This window comes from Stenotrophomonas sp. LST15-1-1.1 (genome assembly GCF_040815575.1).
Taxonomy (GTDB): domain Bacteria; phylum Pseudomonadota; class Gammaproteobacteria; order Xanthomonadales; family Xanthomonadaceae; genus Stenotrophomonas; species Stenotrophomonas lactitubi_B.
Genome location: NZ_JBFPNJ010000001.1, coordinates 190,608 through 208,841, shown reverse-complemented (window position 1 = coordinate 208,841; position 18,234 = coordinate 190,608). Strand labels below are relative to the sequence as shown.

Below are 18,234 nucleotides of genomic sequence, written 5' to 3'. Positions count from 1 at the left end.
ACTGATGGCACATGTGCGGGCTGCGCCGCTGCGTTCGCCGGGCATGGCCCGGCGGATCCATCACGTCACCGGCACTTCATGCAACGCCAGCCAGCGCCAGCGCCCGTCTTCCTGCCGCAGCACCGCAAGCGATTCCCGCCATGTGGTTTCTCCCTCGCCTACGGCATGTCCCTCGCGATAGCGCAGCACCGCCAGCGGCGACGGGGCGTCGACCGCCTGCACAGCCTCGACGGCGATCTGCAGCCCAGGTCGTGCACCGTGGCCACCCGCGAACAACGCCTGTACTGCACTCCGGTCCAACCTGCGTCCGGCAATGCCGACCATGCTGAAGTCCGCGCAGAAATGCGCCATCAGATCGTCCAGTGCATCGGCCGCGATCTCCGCGCGGAACCAGGCCTGCAGCTTGTCGTGCAGAAGGTGGATTTCGTGTTCGGCGGTCATGTCCATCAAGCGGTCTCCGTCGTGGAAAGGGAATGCAGCTGCGCGCGGTGCAGCAGCGCCAGCGGCAACAGGGTGAGTGCGGCCGCCAGGCCCAGTGCCACGCCGGTGGCATGCGTCGGCCACCACTGCATGGCCAAGGCCAGCAGCAGGGCGATGGCGGCGGTACCCAGGCAGAAGCTGAGCTGGCGGTTGAGGTTCCACAGCGCACTGGCATCGCCCAGCGCCTCGGCGTCCACACCATGGAACGCCAGTGTCTGCGCGGTGCTGCTGCACAGGCTGCCACCCGCCCCCATCAAGGCGAACAGCATGACGGCCAGCACGAATGACGGCTGTGATTGCAGCGCCATCAGCAACAGACCGCTGGCCTGCAGGACCATGCCCAGCCGCAGCACCGTGCCCGGCCCGACGCGCACCAGCAGTCGCCGGCTGCCGGTGATTGCCAGTGCCGAGGCCAGCGCCCACGGCAGCATCAGGGCGCCGATCTGCGCGGCGCTGTAACCGGCGTGGTTCAACTGCAGGGTACTGGCCAACTGGCTGCCGATGAATACCCCCGGTACTGCCAGATACACCAGCATCGCCATGCGCAGGCCTCTGTGTGACAGCAGCGACCAGCGCAGCAGCGGCTGCGGCTGTCGGCGCGCATGGCGTAGATGGGCGATGGCCAGCACTGTCGCCAGCAGCAGCAACCCTGCACCGGCAAAGCGATGGCCGGGCTCACCCAGCCAGGTCAGCGCCAGCAGCAACGCGCCCAGCGCAGACATCGCGGTGGTCAACGCATAGCCCTGCAGGCGCGGCGCACTGCGCCGGCCATCTGCTGGCATCCACGCCAGTACCAGGGCGATCGCCAGCACCGCCAGTGGCAGGCTGGCCCACAGCACGCCGCGCCAGGACAGCCATTGCACCAGCAGGCCGCCAAGGGCCGGTGCCAGTGCCGGCACCAGCAGCGCCACCAGCAGGATGCGCCGGGTCAGCGCACCGCGTTGTTCAGGCGTGCACTGTCGGTACGCAGCCGCCTGCGCCACCGGAATCAGCAGGCCACCGGCCAGCCCCTGCAGCAACCGCCAGCCCAGCAACCCGCCAATGGACGGCGCGGCGCCGGCCAGGCCTGCGGCCACTGCGAACAGCAGCAGGGCCATCAGCAGCAGGCGACGCTCACCGCAGCGCGCGGCCAGCCACGGCGCCAGCGGAATCACCACGCTCAGGCCCAGCATGTAGGCGGTGCCCACCCAGGCCAGGGTGCCGATGTCCGCATGCAGCTCGGCCGCCAGTGCCGGATAGGCCACCGTGGCGATGAACATGTTGACCAGGTCCAGGGCGAACACCAGCAGGAAGATCGCCTCATGGCGCAGGCGCGGGGAAGGCATCAGCAGGCTCCAGCAATGAAGGCGCCAGCATGCCGTCCGGGCCTTGTTGGAAAAACACGACAACAGCTGCAACACTGTCAAACCTGTTTTGACAATGAGCCACCATGGTCAGCCTGGATCGCTTCGACATCTTCCGCGCCGTGGTCGAGGCGGGCAGCCTGACCGCCGCTGCCGAGCGCCTGGGCCTGAGCCGTGCAGTGGTCAGCTTCAACCTGAAGCGGCTGGAGCAGGAACTTGGCGTAACCCTGCTGCTGCGCAGCACCCGCCACCTCGCGCTGACCGAGGCCGGCGAACAGTTCCTGCAGCACTGCGTGCAGGCGCTGGATGCCGCGCAGGCGGCGATCGATGCCGCACGCCGCGACCAGCATCAGCTGCAGGGCATGCTGCGCCTGACCACCACCCCGGAGTACGCACAGCTGCGGCTGATTCCAGCACTGGAAGCCTTCCGTACGCAGCATCCAGCGCTGGCGCTGCATCTATCGACGTCACCGGCACCGGCCGACCTGATTCCCGAACGCTTCGATCTGGCGATCCGCCTCGGCCGCCTGCCGGACTCGGGACTGCATGCCAGCGAGCTGGAGCGGCATCCGCTGTGCGCAGTCGCCGCGCCCGCTTTGCTGGCTCGCCTGGGGTCCGCTGAAGCGGCGGACGATCCGGCACAGTTGGGCACCCTGCCCCGCCTTGGCTATCCGCGCCTGGCCGATGTGCCGGTGGTCGCGCCGGATGGCAGCGATGCCCTGTTCGCCACCAACCCGGGCAACGCAGTGATACGCGTGGATGGGGCCAGCAGCCTGCGTGCGTTTGCCCTTGCCGGTGCAGGCGTCACCGTGCTGCCACGCTGGCTGATCGAAGACGACCTCGCCCACGACCGCCTGCGGCCCGTTCTGCGCCAGCACCGATTTCCGCAGCAGAGCGTCTACGCGGTGTACCCGCACAGCAACCAGCCCTCGCCGAAGGTGCGGCAGCTGATCGATTTCCTGCGCGTGTGGTTTGGTGACGACGCCGGGTGAATCCCCCGCCCGCCGGGCCATGCCCGGCGAGCGCAGCGGCCCCCCGCAAACAAACACGGCCCCTTGCGGGGCCGTGTCTTCAAGCATCAACAACCCGCCGTATCAGCGCAGCACCTGCTCCACCAGCTGCACGTCCACGCTCTGCAGCGGCTCGGCAGCATTGCGCGACAGCTGCACCTGGTAGGTGCCGCCATCGATCTTCCATTGGCGAGCCTGTGCATCGTAATGGGCCAGGGTCTTCGGCTCGGCTTCGATGCGGATGCGGCGCTGCTCGCCCGGCTGCAGGTTCACCTTGTCGTAGCCGATCAGGCGGATCGGCGTGGTGCTGCCAGCCGGCAGCTTCAGGTACAGCTGGGCGACATCTGCACCGGCGCGCTTGCCGGTGTTGCGGATGTCGACGCTGGCGACCAGGCGCGAACCTTCCACGCTCACCTTCAGGTTTTCATAGGCGAACGAGGTGTAGGACAGGCCGTGGCCGAAGGCAAAGGTCGGGGTCAGGCCCTTGGCCGCCATCCACTTGTAGCCGACGTTGGCGCCTTCGATATCGAAATCGAACACATCGCCGAACGGCTTGGCCGGCTTGAAACCGAGGCCATCGATGTGCGGGCGCGGCAGCTGCGATTCGTCCACCACCCAGGTCACCGGCAGGCGGCCGGACGGATTGGCCTGGCCGGTCAGCAGTGCGGCAATGCCTTCACCGCCGCGGATGCCCGGGTACCAGGCCTGCAGCACCGCCGGTACCTGCGCCAGCCACGGCGTGCGCACCGGGCCATTGGTCTCCAGCACCAGCACGGTCTTCGGGTTGGCCTTGGCCACCGCCGAAATCAGCGCATCCTGGTTGTCCGGCAGCTGCATGTCCGGCAGGTCCACCGATTCGGCGGCCCACTGGGTAGCGAACACGATGGCCACATCCGCCTGTGCAGCGGCCTTGGCTGCAGCGGCAGCATTGGTGCCGTCCACATAGGTGATGGTGGCATCCGGACGCGCGGCACGCAGCGATTCCAACGGCGAGGACGGGTGGAAGATCACCGGGCCCGGCCAGGTGGTCGGCAGCACCCCCGGCACCGCGTTGGTGCCCTTGGCCGTGACGCCCACCATCGACGAACCACCGCCACCGATCACGCCCTTGTCGGCATGGCCACCGATGATGACGATGCGCTTGGCACTGTCGGCCAGCGGCAGCAGGCTGCCTTCATTGCGCAGCAGCACGCTGCCTTCTTCCACCGTGCGCTGGGCCACGGCGAAACCGGCTTCGGCGTCGACCTTCTGGTGCTGCGGCGGGTTGTCGAAGTTTCCGTGCAGGAACATCGTGCGCAGGATGCGCGCCACCATGTCGTTCAGGCGCGCCTGCGGCACCACGCCGCCGTGCACCGCCAGACGCAGCGGCTCATCGAAGAACACCGCTGCATCGAACACTTCACCGGCCGACTGCTGGTCCAGGCCGGCCAGCGCCGCCTTCGAACCGCTGTGTACGCCGCCCCAGTCGGACATCACGAAACCGGGGAATTTCCACTCCTGCTTCAGCACCTGGTTCATCAGGTAGCCGTTCTCGCAGCCGTAGGTGCCATTGATCTTGTTGTAGGAACACATCGCCACGCCCGGACGACCGGCTTCCAGCGCGATCTCGAACGCCAGCAGGTCCGATTCGTGCATGGCCTGTTCGCCGATGCGCACGTCGTGGAAGTTGCGGCGGGTCTCCATGTCGTTCAGCGCGAAGTGCTTCATCGAGGAGATCACGTGCTGGCTCTGCACGCCCTGGATCACCGCGCCGACCATCGAACCGGCCAGCAGCGGGTCTTCACCGGCGTATTCGAAGTTGCGGCCGTTGCGCGGGTCACGCTGCAGGTTGACGCTGCCGGACAGCAGGATGTTGAAGCGCTGCTGCCAGGCTTCGCGACCCATCGTTGCGCCACCGGCAAACGCAACACCGCGGTTCCAGGTGGACGCCGTGGACGGGCCCGACGGCATCGCCGTGGCGAAATCACCCGGGCGGATGCCACCCGGATTGGTCACGCCCACGCCGGCGTCAGCCGACTGCTGCGACGGAATGCCCAAGCGCGCCACACCCGGCACGAAACCGGCCGAGCCCACCGCACCTTCCGGCAACTTGCCACCATCCTTGCCCAACCCGAAGTAGCTGTGCAGCATCTGGAACTTCTCGTCCTCGGTCATCGCCTTCAGCAGCAGCGCAGCGCGTGCATCGGCAGTGAGCGTGGTATCCATCCACGGCTGCTCGCCCCCCTTGTCAGCCGCATAGGCCAGGGTCAGCAGGGTCGCACGCAGCGTGCTGCCTTCCACCTTGAACGGCGCACTGCTGGCAGCCTGGAAACCATCGCTGAAATAGCTGGCATCGGCTTCCAGAGCCACGCGTGCCGGGTCGAAGCCGGCAGCCTTCGCCGATTCACCGGCTACCGCACCGAGCAGCACCGCCGGGGCGCCGAGCCGCGAACGCGACACCAGCGCCGGCAGCTGCGTGGCACCGGCGCCTGCGTCGGTGTAGACCGCCACCGCATGGCGGCCGTCATCCAGGCGCAGGTAGTTCAGGCCCGGCTGGTCCGGGCCGGATTCGGCAGCGATCGGCAGCCGGGTCAACACGGCCTGGCCGTGCTGGGTCTGGCCATCATCCTTGCCGGCGGCGATGAAGCGGTACTGGTAGCCCAGGCCATCGGCCAGCAACTGCAGCGGATCGACCTGGCCGATGCCGCGCTGTACCTGGCGAACGCTGACCGCGTCCACCTGCAGGGTCTTCAACTGGGCAGCCAGGGCCGGCATCGCGTCCGCTGTCGGCGCCTGCTCCAGGGTCAGCACGGTGAAGGCGGCGGAGTCGGCCCAGGCCGGGGCGGCCAGTGCGGCAGACAGGGCCAGGGACAGGGCGAGCGGCTTTGTAAACGTTTTCATCGGCGGGCGTAATTCCGTTGCCAAGGCAATCGGTCCAGGGAAAGTGCCGCCGAAGGGTGCAGCGTCATGCCGCGCATGCGTTGCCGGGCAACGCCTTGCAGGCCAGAGGACGGACCGGTCTGCGCGCGGGACCCTCCTCCCGAGCGTGACAACCTGCCTGTCCGGGCCGCGCAGGGCGACCCATCATGTGAAGAGTGTGCGAGGGCGTTCATCGCTGTCAACAGGACCTAAGTCACAGGCGCTACCTGCACGATGGTTATCAGCCCATCACCGGCGGTCATCAGCGGGCCGCGCGAGGCTGCCGATAATGGATCTCCCCAGCGACGAATCGAGCCCATGACCGCACATCGCGACTTCGACCATCTCTGGCGCGACCGCTGTGACACCTCCAGCCAGCGCAGCCCGCGCGTGCTGATCCGGGTATTCGTCGCCCCCGGCGAGCTGGAACGCAGCGTGGCCTTCTACGAGCAGCTGCAGGGTGTGGTCGCCGATGCCGGCTTTCCGTTTCCCGAGGCGGGCCTGCGGCTGGCGATGGTCGGTGCGTTCCTGCTGATCGAAGGCTGCGACGAGGCGCTGGCGCCCTTCACGTCGACCACGGGTACGCTGCTGGTCGACGACGTCCGTCCGTATCACGACAGACTGGTGGCAGCTGGCGCCGAAATCATCTTCCCGCTGCAGGTGGTGCCCACCGGTGCGGCGTTCAATGCGGTGCATCCCGATGGCACCGTGGTCGAGTACGTGCACCATCGGCCGGACCCGCAGGGGCGCTGAGGTGGCGGCCGGGCTGCGCCCGGCACCCGCCGAGGCAACGGCGTAGGCAACTGCAACAGCCGAAGCAAAAGCTGGGTTGCTGTGGGTAGGCGAGGTAGGTCCGGTTGCGGGGGACGGCGCAAGTACGTCCATGTAGCCTCGGTCGCGCCATCCATGGCGCTCACGCCCCCGCAACCGGACCCACCCCGCCTTCGACAGTTCCCCGCTGCTGTTGGTAGGTGTCGACCTTGGTCGACACGGAGATCCACGCCATGCGTGGGTGTTTTTCTCATGAGCCTTTTGGACATACGTCATCCACGCATGGCGTGGATCTACAATTCCCCCATGTCCTCCCCCGCTCTGCCCTGGAATGGCACCCTGCTGCTGGATGCACACGTTGCCGTGCTGCAGGGCCACGCCGGCGACAGCGCTGCGCATGCGCACTACGCCCATCAACTGCTGCTGAGCGAAGGTGCGCCCTGGCAGGTCGAGATCGATGGCGTGCCGCAGCAGGGCCGGCGCGTGTGGCTGCCCTCCTTCCAGCCACACGCGATCCTGTCGGCTCCCACCGACGGCTGCACGGTGTTCCTCGAACCGGCGCATGCCGACCTCGAACAGATCCAGCAGCATCTGCAGTCGTTGCCAGGCAATGCCGCGCAGCTGCACGAGTGGCTGCCGCGCCTGAGCCGCCCGCAACCCCTGGACCGTCGCGTGCAGGCGGCGCTGGCCCGCATCACCCAGCACCTGCCCGGCCCGGTGCCGGCCGCCGATATCGCCGAGGCCGCGCATCTGTCGACCAGCCAGCTGCATCGGCGCTTCCAGTCCGACCTGGCCGTGACCCTGCGCGGCTGGGTGCTCTGGCAACGGCTGCGCAGCGCGCTGGCGCATCATCTGCGCGGGCACAGCCTGACCGACAGCGCACATGCCGCCGGTTTCGCCGACCTTCCCCATCTCTCGCGCAGTCTGCGCCGCATGTTCGGCATCGGCGCCGCACAACTGCAGGGCCTGCAGCTGCACGCGGCCTGACGCCCCGATCAACCGCGCCTGCGCAGGCCCTCCGGCAGCTCCGGCACATCGCCATGCGGCAGCTCGCGGAACGGCGCCAGCAGCTGTGCGGAATACGCCTGCGGATAGTCCGGCTGGCTGCCGATGCCCAGATCACGCTGCCCCAGCCGATAGCCCGGCGCATCGAACGCCGTTCCCAGCAAGTGGTCCCACACGGTCAGGAACAAGCCGAAATTGACGTCGCCCGCAGTGCCATAGCGGATGTGGTGGAAGCGATGCAGCGGCGCCCATGCCATCACCCTGCCCAGCACACCCGGGCGCATGTCCACGTTGGAATGCTGCAGCAGCAACTGGATCGCAATGGCAAACGCCAACACTGCGGCCACCGGCATCGGCATTCCCAGCAACAGCAGCGGCAATACGCCACCCACTGCTTCGGCGGCCTGGTGCAGCGGGTGTTTCATCAATCCATTGAAACCGTACATGCGGGTCACGCTGTGATGCACCGCATGCAGCCGCCACAACCAGCCGATGCGATGGCTGGCGTAGTGGACCAGGGTGATGCCAAGGTCAGCCGCGATGATCGCCACCAGCACCTGCAGCGCGAATGGCCACTGCGTCGGCCAGATGTGCCAGGGCACGATCACCGCCAGCAGCGGCACCGTGGCGATCGACAGCAGGTTCAGGCTTTCATTGACCAGCGCATGCAGGACGTCACGCAGGCGGTCGCCATGGTCGTGGTTGAACGCCGGATCGTATGGCCACATCCGCTCGGCAACGAACGACACCGCGATGGCGACAGCCAGCAAGGCAAGCAGCCACAACGGGTCACCGTGATGGTGACCGACCCAGCCGATGGCGGCTGCAACAAAACCCAGCAGGAACAACGGGGCATACAGGCGGAGCATCCAGTGCTTCATGGGCAACCCGGGAAGTGAGGGGCCTGCATGTTGGCGGGGCATACAGGTGGTCGGCTTGAACAAACGGCGCAACACCCCGCGTCATCCACCCACGCATGGCGTGGATCTACTGCGGCAAGGCCGGCTTTTCCGCATCCAGGCCACCCACTCCCCGGTAGATCCACGCCATGCGTGGATGCTTTACCTCCTTCAGCAAGCTGAAACCGCACCCTCCGATTTCATTAGTAACATTACTCACAAGCCGAGTAGCATGTCCGGTCTCAGCCCCTGATACCGGCCTGTCGATACTCGCTCCATGCCTGCCTTTTCCGCCCACTCCTGCCGCTTCCTGCCAGCCCGGCGCCTCCCCCGGAGGACCGGCTGATGGGCGCCGTCGTCGCCCTCGACCGCCTGCTGGACGGCCGCCAGGTCTGGCGCGGACCGGCACGCCAGGGCCAGGCCAGCGACCATCTGGCCAGCGGCCATCCGGCGCTGGACGCGCGCCTGCCCGGCGGTGGCTGGCCTGCCAGCGGGCTGTGCGAAGTGCTGCAGGCCGCACCCGGGGTCGGCGAACTGGCCTTGGTCTGGCCGGCGCTGGCAAAGCTGAGCCAGCGCGAACGGCCGATCGTGCTGGTCGCCCCGCCCTACCGCCCGCATGCCCCGGCATGGGCCGCTGCCGGGCTCGACCTGGCCCAGCTGCAGATCATCCACGCTGCACCAAAGCAGGCCCTGTGGGCGACCGAGCAGTGCCTGCGCTCTGCTGCCTGCGCCGCCGTGCTGTGCTGGCCGCAGCAGGCCGACGATCGCGCCCTGCGCCGCCTGCAGGTTGCCGCCGACAGCGGCCAGTGCCTGGGCTTCGTGTTCCGCGAGGCCCGCGCCGCCCGCAACCCCTCTCCGGCCAGCCTGCGCCTGCAGCTCGACCACGGCCAGGTGCGGGTGTTGAAGTGTCGCGGCGGGCTGCCACCGGCGCAGCCGTTGCCGCTGGCCATCGCCCACTGAGGCGGCGCCATGCACTGGGCCTGCCTGTTGTTGCCGCAGCTGGCGCTGGACAGCGTGCTGCGCCTGCAGCCCGATCCGCAGCGGCCGCTGGTGCTGCTGCAGGGGCCGGCGCAGCGTCGTGTGCTGCGTGCGGTCAGCCCTGCCGCGCGGGCAGCGGGGCTGCGCCCGGGCATGCTGCTGTCGGCTGCGCAGGTACTGGTGCAGGACCTGCAGCTGCATGACTACGATCCCAGCGCCGAACAGCACACCCGGCAGTTGCTGGCCAGTTGGCTGTATGCCACCAGTTCGCTGGTCAGCCTCGATTTTCCGCATGCGCTGGTGCTGGAAATCGGTGCCAGCCGTGCCCTGTTCGGCGATTGGCTGACGATCGAACAACGCCTGCGCAACGGCCTGCATGAACTTGGCTTCCGTCATCGCCTGGTCGCCGCTCCCAACCCGCATGCCGCGCGCGTGCTGGCCAATGTGCACGATGGCCTGGGTATCGATGCACAGCAGTTGCCCGCCGCACTGGCGCAGCTGCCGCTGGCGCGCAGTGGCCTGCCCGTTGATGCGGTGACCGTGCTGGCACGCTCCGGCCTGCGCACGCTGGGCGCGGCCTTCGACCTGCCACGCGAGAGCCTGGCCCGCCGTTTCGCCCCCGAGGTGCTGCAGCAGCTGGATGCCGTGCGCGGCCTGGGCAACGCGCCGTTGCGCTATTACCAGCCGCCGGACCGGTTCGATGCGCGCATCGAATTCGAATACGAGATCGAATCCAGCCAGGCCCTGCTGTTCCCGCTGCGGCGCCTGCTGCTGGACCTGGCCGCGTTCCTGTGTTCGCGCGATGGCGGCGTGCAGCGTTTCGACCTGCATTTCGAACACGACCTGCTGCCGGCCAGCGTGCTGACCATCGGCCTGCTGGCCCCCGAACGCGATGCGGCGCTGCTGTTCGAGATCGCGCGCAACCGCATGGAAGCCTTCGCCCTGCCCGCCGGCAGCCGTGCATTGCGCCTGCAGGCCGAGCAGCTGCCGCCGTTCGTGCCGGCCGCGCGCGACCTGTTCGACACGCGTCCAGCGCAGGCGATGCCATGGACGCAGCTGCGCGAGCGCCTGCGTGCACGCCTTGGCGATGACGCCGTGCAGCCACTGGCGGTGCAGGCCGACCACCGCCCTGAACGTGCCAGCGGTACCCAACCGCCGGCCAAGCCACCCGCCTGGTGGCCGTTGCGTCCCGGCTGGCTGCTGGATACGCCACAGCCACTGCGCGATCCGCGCCTGCGCATCGTCGCCGGGCCGGAGCGGATCGAATCGGGCTGGTGGGACCAGGCCGATGCGCGCCGCGACTATTACGTGGTGGAAACCGCACAGGGCCAGCGTGGCTGGGCCTTCCGCACGCGCAATGATCCGCATGCACCGTGGATGCTGCACGGCTGGTTCGGTTGAGCCCCATGCACACCGACCTGCCCGGATATGCCGAACTGCATTGCCTGTCGGCCTTCAGCTTCCAGCGCGGCGCGTCCACCGCTGAGGAGCTGTTCGCACGCGCCGCCGGACAGGGCTATCACGCACTGGCGATCACCGACGAATGCTCGCTGGCCGGCATCGTGCGGGCCTGGCAGGCGGCGAAGACGCATGGGGTGGCGCTGATCGTCGGCGCCGAATTCCAGGTTGAAGACGGGCCGAAGCTGGCCCTGCTGTGCACCGACCAGGCGGCCTATGCGGGGCTGTGCCAGCTGATCACCACCTGCCGCCGGCGGGCAGCCAAGGGCGAATACCGCTGCCTGCGTGAGGATCTGCAGGGACTCCCCGAGGGCCTGCTGTGCCTGTGGCTGGACCGGCAACCGGCGGCCACCGAACTGGAACTGCTGCGCCGTTGTTTTCCGCAGCGCCTGTGGCTGGCGGTGGAGCTGCACCACGAACACGATGACACGCGCCGGCTGCAGCAGCTGCAGGCTTTCGGCGAACGCCACCAGTTGCCGCTGGTCGCCAGTGGCGACGTGCACATGCACGTGCGCCGGCGCCGCGCCCTGCAGGACACGCTGACCGCGATCCGCCACCGCTGCAGCGTGGCCGAAGCCGGCTGGCGGCTGTTTGCCAACGGCGAGCGCCATCTGCGCCCACTTACCGCACTGGCCCAGCTGTATCCGCCCGGACTGCTGGCTGAAACCCTGCGCATCGCCGAACGCTGCCACTTCACCCTGGACCAGCTGGAATACACCTACCCGCGCGAACTGGTACCCGAAGGCCACGACCCGGACAGCTGGCTGCGCGTACTGGTCGAGCGCGGCATTCCGTGGCGTTGGCCAAAGGGCATCAAGCCCGCGCAACGTGAGCAGATCGAGCACGAACTGGCGCTGATCAAGCAGAAGCAGTACGCCTCCTATTTCCTCACCGTGCAGGACATCGTGCGTTTCGCCCGCAGCCAGGACATCCTCTGCCAGGGCCGCGGCTCGGCCGCCAATTCAACGGTGTGTTTCGTGCTGGGCGTGACCGAGATCGACCCTGCGCGCAGCAATCTGCTGTTCGAGCGCTTCATCTCCGCCGAGCGTGATGAACCACCGGACATCGACATCGACTTCGAGCACGAGCGCCGCGAGGAAGTACTGCAGTACGTGTTCAACCGCTATGGCCGCGAGCGTGCCGCGTTGACGGCGGTGGCGATCAGCTACCGTGGCCGCAGCGCGATCCGCGATGTCGCCCGTGCGCTTGGCCTGCCGATGGACCAGGTCAACGAACTGGGCGCAGCGATGGACCATTGGGGCGGCAACATTCCGCTGCCGGAAACCCTGCGCGAGCGCGGTTTCGATCCGGAGACACCGTTGATGCGGAGGCTGCTGGCGTTGACCGCCGAGCTGATCGATTTTCCGCGCCATCTGTCGCAGCATCCGGGTGGCTTCGTGATTTCCGAACACCCGTTGTCGACACTGGTGCCGGTGGAGAACGCGGCGATGGCAGACCGCACCGTCATCCAGTGGGACAAGGACGACCTGGATGCCACCGGCCTGATGAAGGTCGACTGCCTGGCACTGGGCATGCTCACCGCCATCCGCAAATGCCTGGCGATGCTGCAGCAGCACGGTCTGCACGAAGGACGCATGGATGCAATCCCGCCCAAGGACACAAAGACCTTCGACATGATCTGCGCCGCCGATACCATCGGCGTATTCCAGATCGAGTCGCGCGCGCAGATGGCGATGCTGCCACGCATGCAGCCGCGCACGTTCTATGACCTGGTGATCGAAGTAGCAATCGTGCGCCCCGGCCCGATCCAGGGCGACATGGTCCATCCTTACCTTGAGCGGCGGCGGATCCTGCGCGAACAAGGCCCTGAGGCACTGAACGATCCGGACAATCCACTCTACCCACCGCAGCTGGAACGCGTGTTCGCACGCACGCTGGGCGTACCGCTGTTCCAGGAACAGGTGATGCAGCTGGCGGTGGATGCAGCTGGTTACACCGCAGGCCAAGCCGATGCACTGCGCCGTTCGATGGCTGCCTGGAAGCGTCGTGGCGGCCTGGAACCGCACCGCGAAAAACTGTTGACGGGCATGCTGAAGAACGGCTTCAGCCGCGAATATGGCGAGCACCTGTTCGAGCAGATCAAGGGCTTCGGTGATTACGGTTTCCCGGAGAGCCATGCGGCCAGCTTTGCCCTGCTCACCTACAACAGCTGCTGGTTGAAGTGCCATCATCCGGCCGCGTTCACCGCCAGCCTGATCAACAGCCAGCCGCTGGGCTTCTACAGCCCCGACCAGCTGCTGCAGGATGCGCGCCGGCATGGCATCACGGTACTGCCGGTGGACGTGCGCCACAGCGACTGGGACTGCACGCTGGACTTCAGCAAAGGCGCGGCGGCAATCCGCCTCGGCCTGCGCCTGGTCGATGGATGCAGCGAACCGGCCGCGCAGGCCATCATGCGCGAACGCGCGCGGCGACCATTCGACGATGTCGGCGACCTCTGCCAGCGCACCGCACTGGATCGCCGCCAGCAGGGCCTGCTCGCCGATGCCGGCGCGCTGCGCGGCCTCAGCGGCCATCGCCACCGTGCGCGCTGGGATATCTCCGGCGTGGAGAACCGCCTGCCGTTGTTCGATCAGGCCCGTGCCACCACCGAAGCGCGCGTGGCCCTGCCCCTGCCCACCGCCTGGGAAGACATGCAGGCCGACTACCGCAGCACCGGTACCACCTTGGGCCGCCATCCGATGTCGTTCCTGCGCGCGCAGCTGCGAACCCGTGGCTGCCTGGATGCCGCACAGCTGGCCAGCCACGGCCATGGCCGGCGCGTGCGCATCGCCGGCCTGGTACGCATGCGCCAGCGCCCGCAGACCGCCAGCGGCGTCACGTTCCTTACCCTGGAAGATGAAACCGGCATGGTCAACGCCGTGGTCTGGCGACACCTGGCCGACCGCCAGCACCACATCCTGGTAGACACGCAGCTGATGCAGATCGATGGCCGACTGGAACGCGTGGATGGCGTGCAGCATGTGATCGTGCAGCGCATGCATTGCCTGGACGAACTGCTGCAGGGACTGCGCAGCCACAGCCGCGACTTCCATTGACGATACACATCGTCACACAACGAACTGGCCACGACCGACCGGATTCCGCTATCGTCGGTCACATCCAAGGAAGGAATACACAATGGCGCGTGCCCTGACCCTGACCACCCTGGTGGTCGCCATACTTGCGTTGCTCGTGTCCGGCTGGACCGCCTGGAACCTGCATCGCAGCCAGTCACCGCAACGCGTGATCGAAGCGCGCGGCCTGATCATCCACGATGCCAGCGGCCAGCCGCGGGTGATCCTCGGTGCACCGGTCCCCGATCCCCTCAGCCAGGGCCGTCCGCAGGGGCCGCGTGCCACCGCGCTGTCCGGCCTGATCCTGCTCGGCCCCGATGGTTCCGAGCGCGGCGGCTACGGCACCAGCGACCGGGGTGGCGAGGCGCTGCTCACCCTTGACGATGCCACCGGCACCACCGAAGTCTTCAAAGTGGTGGCCAACCCGGACCGCGGCGCCAGCCTGATGGTCAAGCACCAGAACAACACCGGCGCCATGCTGAGTTCCTGGCAGGGCAAGCCGGAGCTGGTGTTCCTCGACGACAGCGGCCAGTCCTACTACGTGCGCCCCGGCGCCAGTGCCGCGCCCTGATCTGCTTTTGCAGAGTCGAGCCATGCTCGACTTCTTTTGGCAGAAGCGGTCGAGCATGGCTCGACTCTACAAACAGCACACCGCCGCCAGGTCATCGGCCAACCGGCGCTGCTGCTGCGGGCCCAGTGCTGCACAGGTGATGCGCAGCCCATGCGCCGGTGCAGACACGGCAAAGACTTCACCCCCACGCACATGCCAGCCACGCGCCGCCAACGCCAGCACCTGTGGCGTGCTGCCGGCCGGCAGGGGCAGCCACAGATTCAAGCCTTCCATCGGCATGGGGGTCGGCAGCCCACGCGCCTGCAACAGCGCCTGCAGACCCTGCAGCCGCTGCTGGTAGCGCTCACCGGCCGCAGCGACCTTCGCCCGTTGCTGCGCCGACTCCAGTACCGAACTGGCCGCATCCTGCAACAGATGGCTGACCCAGCCGGTGCCCGCCGCCAGGCGCAGGCGCAGGCGCGCTGCGGTCTGCCCATCGCAGGCCAGCCAGGCCACGCGCAGGTCCGGGCCCAACGCCTTGGACAACGAACGCAGCAGCGCCCAACGCCGACCGTCCATCGGCAGCACCGAGTGATACGCCTGCTGCGAGAGCAGTGCGTAGTGATCGTCGATCAGCACCGCCACCTGCGGATAACCGGCCAGCAACTGGCGCAGCGCACGCGCCCGCTTCGCATCCAGGCTGGCACCGGTGGGATTGTGTGCGCGCGGGGTCAGCAGCACCGCACGTGCACCCGCATCCAATGCCTGCCGCAGTGATTCCACCTGCATGCCGTGCGCATCCACCGCCACCGGCAACGGCGCGTGTCCGGCCGCACCGAGGACATTGAGGCTGCCCAGGAAACAGGGATCCTCCACCGCGATGCGGTCGCCCGGCAGCAGCCACGCCGACAACAGACGCTCGATGCCATCGACCGCGCCATGGGTCAGTTCCAGCGCATAGCCCGGCGGGCAATCGGCATCCAGCGAGGCCCGCGCCAGGCGTTGCATGCGTGGATCGACCGTCTCCACCCCATACAAGCGCGAGGCCACCGCGGCCACGCGCAGGCTGGGCAGGCAACGCGGATCGGGATTGCCGCCGGCCAGGTCCTGCAGGGCCAGTCCGGGCACACTGCCCTCGCGTGCCATCGTCGCCGGCAGGCCGCGCACCACAGTGCCGCGACGCCCCGCCGTACTGGCCAGGCCTGCCGCGTCCAACCGCTTGTAGGCGGCGGCCACTGTATTGCGGTTGACCCCCAGCTGATCAGCCAGATCCCGCACCGGCGGCAGCACGCTGCCCGCCGCCAGATGGCCACTACCGATGCCCTCGCGGATGCTGTCGAAGATCGCTTCGGCGCTGCTCCCGGTGATTTTCATTTTGTCCTATGCCAAACTATCTCTTGTCCTGTGCCAGTGTATCCCACCCTGGCCACCCCGCACCGGAGGTGCCCCATGTCCCTCGCCCCCGCCGACTGGCCCGTCGCCCAGTCCGTCGAACAGATCGCCGCCAACCTGGCCACCGTTCGCCAGCGCATCGCCAGCGCCTGTGCCCGCGCCGGTCGTGATCCGGCCAGCGTGCGCCTGCTGCCGGTCAGCAAGACCGTCGATGAAGCACGCATCCGCATGGCCGTAGCCGCCGGTTGCCACGAGCTGGGCGAAAACAAGGTGCAGGAAGCGCAGCGAAAGGCCGAGTCCATGGCCGACCTGGGCGTGCACTGGTCGGTCATTGGCCACCTGCAGACCAACAAGGCCCGCTACGTCGCACGCTTCGCCAGCGAGTTCCAGGCGCTGGACAGCCTGCGCGTAGCCGAGGCGCTGCAGCAGCGGCTGCTGCTGGAGGACCGCACGCTGGAGGTGTTCGTACAGGTCAACACCTCGGCCGAGCCCAGCAAGTACGGCCTGGAGCCGGCCGCGGTGGCCGACTTCGTGCAGCAGCTGCCCGCCTTCGACCGCCTGCGCGTGCGCGGCCTGATGACCCTGGCCATCTTCACTCCCGAGGTGGAACGGGTGCGCGCCTGCTTCGTGCGCCTGCGGCAGCTGCGCGACCAGCTGCAGCAGACGGCGCCGGCTGGCCTCGACCTGTCGCAGCTGTCGATGGGCATGTCCGGTGACTTTGAAGTCGCCATCGAGGAAGGCGCCACCGTCGTCCGTGTCGGCCAGGCGATCTTCGGTGCCCGCTCCACGCCCGACAGCTTCTACTGGCCCGCCCCGGGAGCGTCGGCATGAAGCGCGCCGTTGCTCTTCAGCATGTGGCCTTTGAAGACCTCGGCACCCTGCAGCCGCTGCTGCTCGCGCAAGGGTGGCAGGTGAAGGTCCTGCAGGCAGGCGTGGATGCACTCGACGACGCCGAAGATGCCGATCTGCTGGTAGTGCTGGGTGGTCCGATCAGCGTCAACGATGCAGCCGCCTATCCGTTCCTCGCCGACAGCATCGCATTGCTGCAGCGTCGGCTGCAGCAGCAGCGTCCGACGCTCGGCATCTGTCTCGGCGCCCAGTTGATGGCGCGCGCACTGAACGCCGACGTCGCCCCCACCGGTGGCAAGGAAATTGGTTTCGCGCCGCTGCTGCTCACCGATGAAGGCCAACGCTCACCATTGCAGGCATTGCAGGGTATCCCGGTGCTGCACTGGCATGGCGAAGCCTTCGAACTGCCGGTGGGCGCACGCCGCCTCGCCAGCACGCCCGCCTGTCGCCACCAGGCCTTTGCCATCGGCCACCACGCCCTCGCCCTGCAATGCCATCCCGAACTGGACGCGCGCCAGTTCGAGCGCTGGCTGATCGGCCATGCACTGGAACTGGCCGAAGCTGGCATCGATCCCATCGACCTGCGCGCGCACGCCCGACGCTATGGCGGCCCCCTCGCCGCCGCCGCGACCGCGATGTTCCATCAGTGGCTGCACGATCTTCCGGAGATCCGCCCATGCATTACCGCCTGACCATCCAGCACAACGGCATCCATTGGGGCCATGTCGACTGCGACGGTCCCAACGCGCTGCAACGCATCGATGCCATCGCCGCACGCCTGCCCGCTGCCGAAGGCTTCACCCTGCAACGGCAGAAGGGAATCGGCGAGGAGCGCATCCTCTCCAGCACCGCCGATGGCCTGCGCGTGCTGGCCGCGCAGATCCAGTACCGCGACCTCTGACCCCGCTGGGGATGCTGCTTCCATCGCCGCAGCGCGCTGGCGGAGGCGCGACAGGAACGGGTGGTGCCGGTGGAGTACTACCTGCGCTAGGCGCTGTAGGCCTCGGCCTCGATCTCGAACAGCATTCCGTCCAACGCCAGCCGCGGCACCGGAATCAGCGTGCAGGTCGGTGCCTGGCGATTGGCCCAGCGTCGCCGCACCTGGCGGGCGATGATGCCCAGGCGATCCTCATCGTGGTCGACCACCAGGATCCGCAGTCGCGCAACATCGGTCAGGTCCGCATGGGCCGCGCGCAGCGCGGTCTGCAGATTGTCCAGTGCCTGCGACACCTGCTCCTCGAAACCGGGCGACAGGTTTCCCTGGTCGTCTTCGCCGCCCTGACCAGCGATGTGGATCACACGCGCCGGCAGTCGCACCACCGCCACATGCGAATATCCGTTGGCACTGGGATCGTGCAGGCCGGGGGGATCGAACAGATCCAGCAGGCCATGGCTGAAGTCCGGAGTGGTCAGCAGGTTCATATCGCATGCCTCGTGGGGAATGCGAGGCAGTCTGCGACCTCAACTGCTGTTGAGGTCAAACCCATTGCATGCAACAGAGCGGTCCACCACGCGCAATGATCG

General features: G+C 67.8%; 16 protein-coding genes. 10 read left to right on the top strand and 6 right to left on the bottom strand.

Going from position 1 to position 18,234, the window contains the following annotated elements; translation table 11 throughout:
* Positions 1-60: 60 nt before the first annotated feature.
* Positions 61-447, bottom strand: coding sequence for a DUF4440 domain-containing protein (locus MRBLST15_RS01035; protein ID WP_367784722.1), 387 nt, complete (start codon positions 445-447; stop codon positions 61-63).
* Complete coding sequence (locus MRBLST15_RS01030) at positions 447-1,805, bottom strand: MFS transporter (protein WP_367784720.1); 1,359 nt, start codon at positions 1,803-1,805, stop codon at positions 447-449. The genes MRBLST15_RS01035 and MRBLST15_RS01030 overlap by 1 nt, the downstream gene beginning before the upstream one ends.
* A gap of 104 nt (positions 1,806-1,909) precedes the next feature.
* On the opposite strand from MRBLST15_RS01030, the gene MRBLST15_RS01025 reads away from it, so the two are divergent.
* Positions 1,910-2,815: a LysR family transcriptional regulator gene (locus MRBLST15_RS01025; protein WP_265954882.1), complete on the top strand. Its 906-nt coding sequence runs from the start codon at positions 1,910-1,912 to the stop codon at positions 2,813-2,815.
* A 102-nt stretch (positions 2,816-2,917) separates the two neighbouring features.
* Here MRBLST15_RS01025 and MRBLST15_RS01020 read toward each other — a convergent pair whose 3' ends face one another.
* On the bottom strand, positions 2,918-5,713 hold the full coding sequence (locus MRBLST15_RS01020) for a beta-glucosidase family protein (protein WP_265954880.1): 2,796 nt from the start codon (positions 5,711-5,713) through the stop codon (positions 2,918-2,920).
* A 336-nt stretch (positions 5,714-6,049) separates the two neighbouring features.
* Between MRBLST15_RS01020 and MRBLST15_RS01015 the strand changes: the two genes are divergently transcribed.
* Entirely contained in the window at positions 6,050-6,484 is a 435-nt protein-coding gene (locus MRBLST15_RS01015; protein WP_367784718.1) for a VOC family protein, read from the top strand.
* A gap of 300 nt (positions 6,485-6,784) precedes the next feature.
* A complete protein-coding gene (locus MRBLST15_RS01010) occupies positions 6,785-7,489 on the top strand; it encodes a helix-turn-helix domain-containing protein (protein WP_367784716.1) in 705 nt (234 codons plus the stop codon).
* 8 nt (positions 7,490-7,497) lie between these two features.
* On the opposite strand, the gene MRBLST15_RS01005 is transcribed toward MRBLST15_RS01010, so the two are convergent.
* Positions 7,498-8,376 (bottom strand): sterol desaturase family protein, encoded by an 879-nt coding sequence (locus MRBLST15_RS01005; protein ID WP_367784714.1) that lies wholly within the window; start codon positions 8,374-8,376, stop codon positions 7,498-7,500.
* 375 nt (positions 8,377-8,751) lie between these two features.
* Between MRBLST15_RS01005 and imuA the strand changes: the two genes are divergently transcribed.
* The 4 genes from imuA to MRBLST15_RS00985 all read left to right on the top strand — a co-directional run bounded on the left by imuA (position 8,752) and on the right by MRBLST15_RS00985 (position 14,490).
* A complete protein-coding gene (imuA, locus tag MRBLST15_RS01000) occupies positions 8,752-9,366 on the top strand; it encodes a translesion DNA synthesis-associated protein ImuA (protein ID WP_089235964.1) in 615 nt (204 codons plus the stop codon).
* 9 nt (positions 9,367-9,375) lie between these two features.
* The gene (locus MRBLST15_RS00995) at positions 9,376-10,785 is read left to right on the top strand and encodes a Y-family DNA polymerase (protein WP_367784712.1); all 1,410 of its coding nucleotides are present in this window, start codon (positions 9,376-9,378) and stop codon (positions 10,783-10,785) included.
* Positions 10,786-10,790: 5 nt separating this feature from the next.
* On the top strand, positions 10,791-13,901 hold the full coding sequence (locus MRBLST15_RS00990) for an error-prone DNA polymerase (RefSeq protein WP_367784710.1): 3,111 nt from the start codon (positions 10,791-10,793) through the stop codon (positions 13,899-13,901).
* Positions 13,902-13,983: 82 nt separating this feature from the next.
* On the top strand, positions 13,984-14,490 hold the full coding sequence (locus MRBLST15_RS00985) for a hypothetical protein (RefSeq protein WP_099821509.1): 507 nt from the start codon (positions 13,984-13,986) through the stop codon (positions 14,488-14,490).
* Positions 14,491-14,556: 66 nt separating this feature from the next.
* Here MRBLST15_RS00985 and ptsJ read toward each other — a convergent pair whose 3' ends face one another.
* Complete coding sequence (ptsJ, locus tag MRBLST15_RS00980) at positions 14,557-15,843, bottom strand: transcriptional regulator PtsJ (protein ID WP_367784708.1); 1,287 nt, start codon at positions 15,841-15,843, stop codon at positions 14,557-14,559.
* Positions 15,844-15,918: 75 nt separating this feature from the next.
* Between ptsJ and MRBLST15_RS00975 the strand changes: the two genes are divergently transcribed.
* From MRBLST15_RS00975 to MRBLST15_RS00965, 3 genes are read left to right on the top strand one after another with little or no spacing between them, the layout of a single operon-like run.
* Complete coding sequence (locus MRBLST15_RS00975; RefSeq protein ID WP_367784706.1) at positions 15,919-16,692, top strand: YggS family pyridoxal phosphate-dependent enzyme; 774 nt, start codon at positions 15,919-15,921, stop codon at positions 16,690-16,692.
* Positions 16,689-17,402 (top strand): glutamine amidotransferase, encoded by a 714-nt coding sequence (locus tag MRBLST15_RS00970; RefSeq protein WP_265952888.1) that lies wholly within the window; start codon positions 16,689-16,691, stop codon positions 17,400-17,402. The genes MRBLST15_RS00975 and MRBLST15_RS00970 overlap by 4 nt, the downstream gene beginning before the upstream one ends.
* The gene (locus tag MRBLST15_RS00965) at positions 17,387-17,611 is read left to right on the top strand and encodes a hypothetical protein (RefSeq protein ID WP_032975245.1); all 225 of its coding nucleotides are present in this window, start codon (positions 17,387-17,389) and stop codon (positions 17,609-17,611) included. Before MRBLST15_RS00970 ends, MRBLST15_RS00965 begins: the two co-directional genes overlap by 16 nt.
* Before the next feature lie 86 nt (positions 17,612-17,697).
* On the opposite strand, the gene MRBLST15_RS00960 is transcribed toward MRBLST15_RS00965, so the two are convergent.
* Positions 17,698-18,132: a RidA family protein gene (locus MRBLST15_RS00960; protein WP_367784703.1), complete on the bottom strand. Its 435-nt coding sequence runs from the start codon at positions 18,130-18,132 to the stop codon at positions 17,698-17,700.
* Positions 18,133-18,234 lie beyond the last annotated feature (102 nt).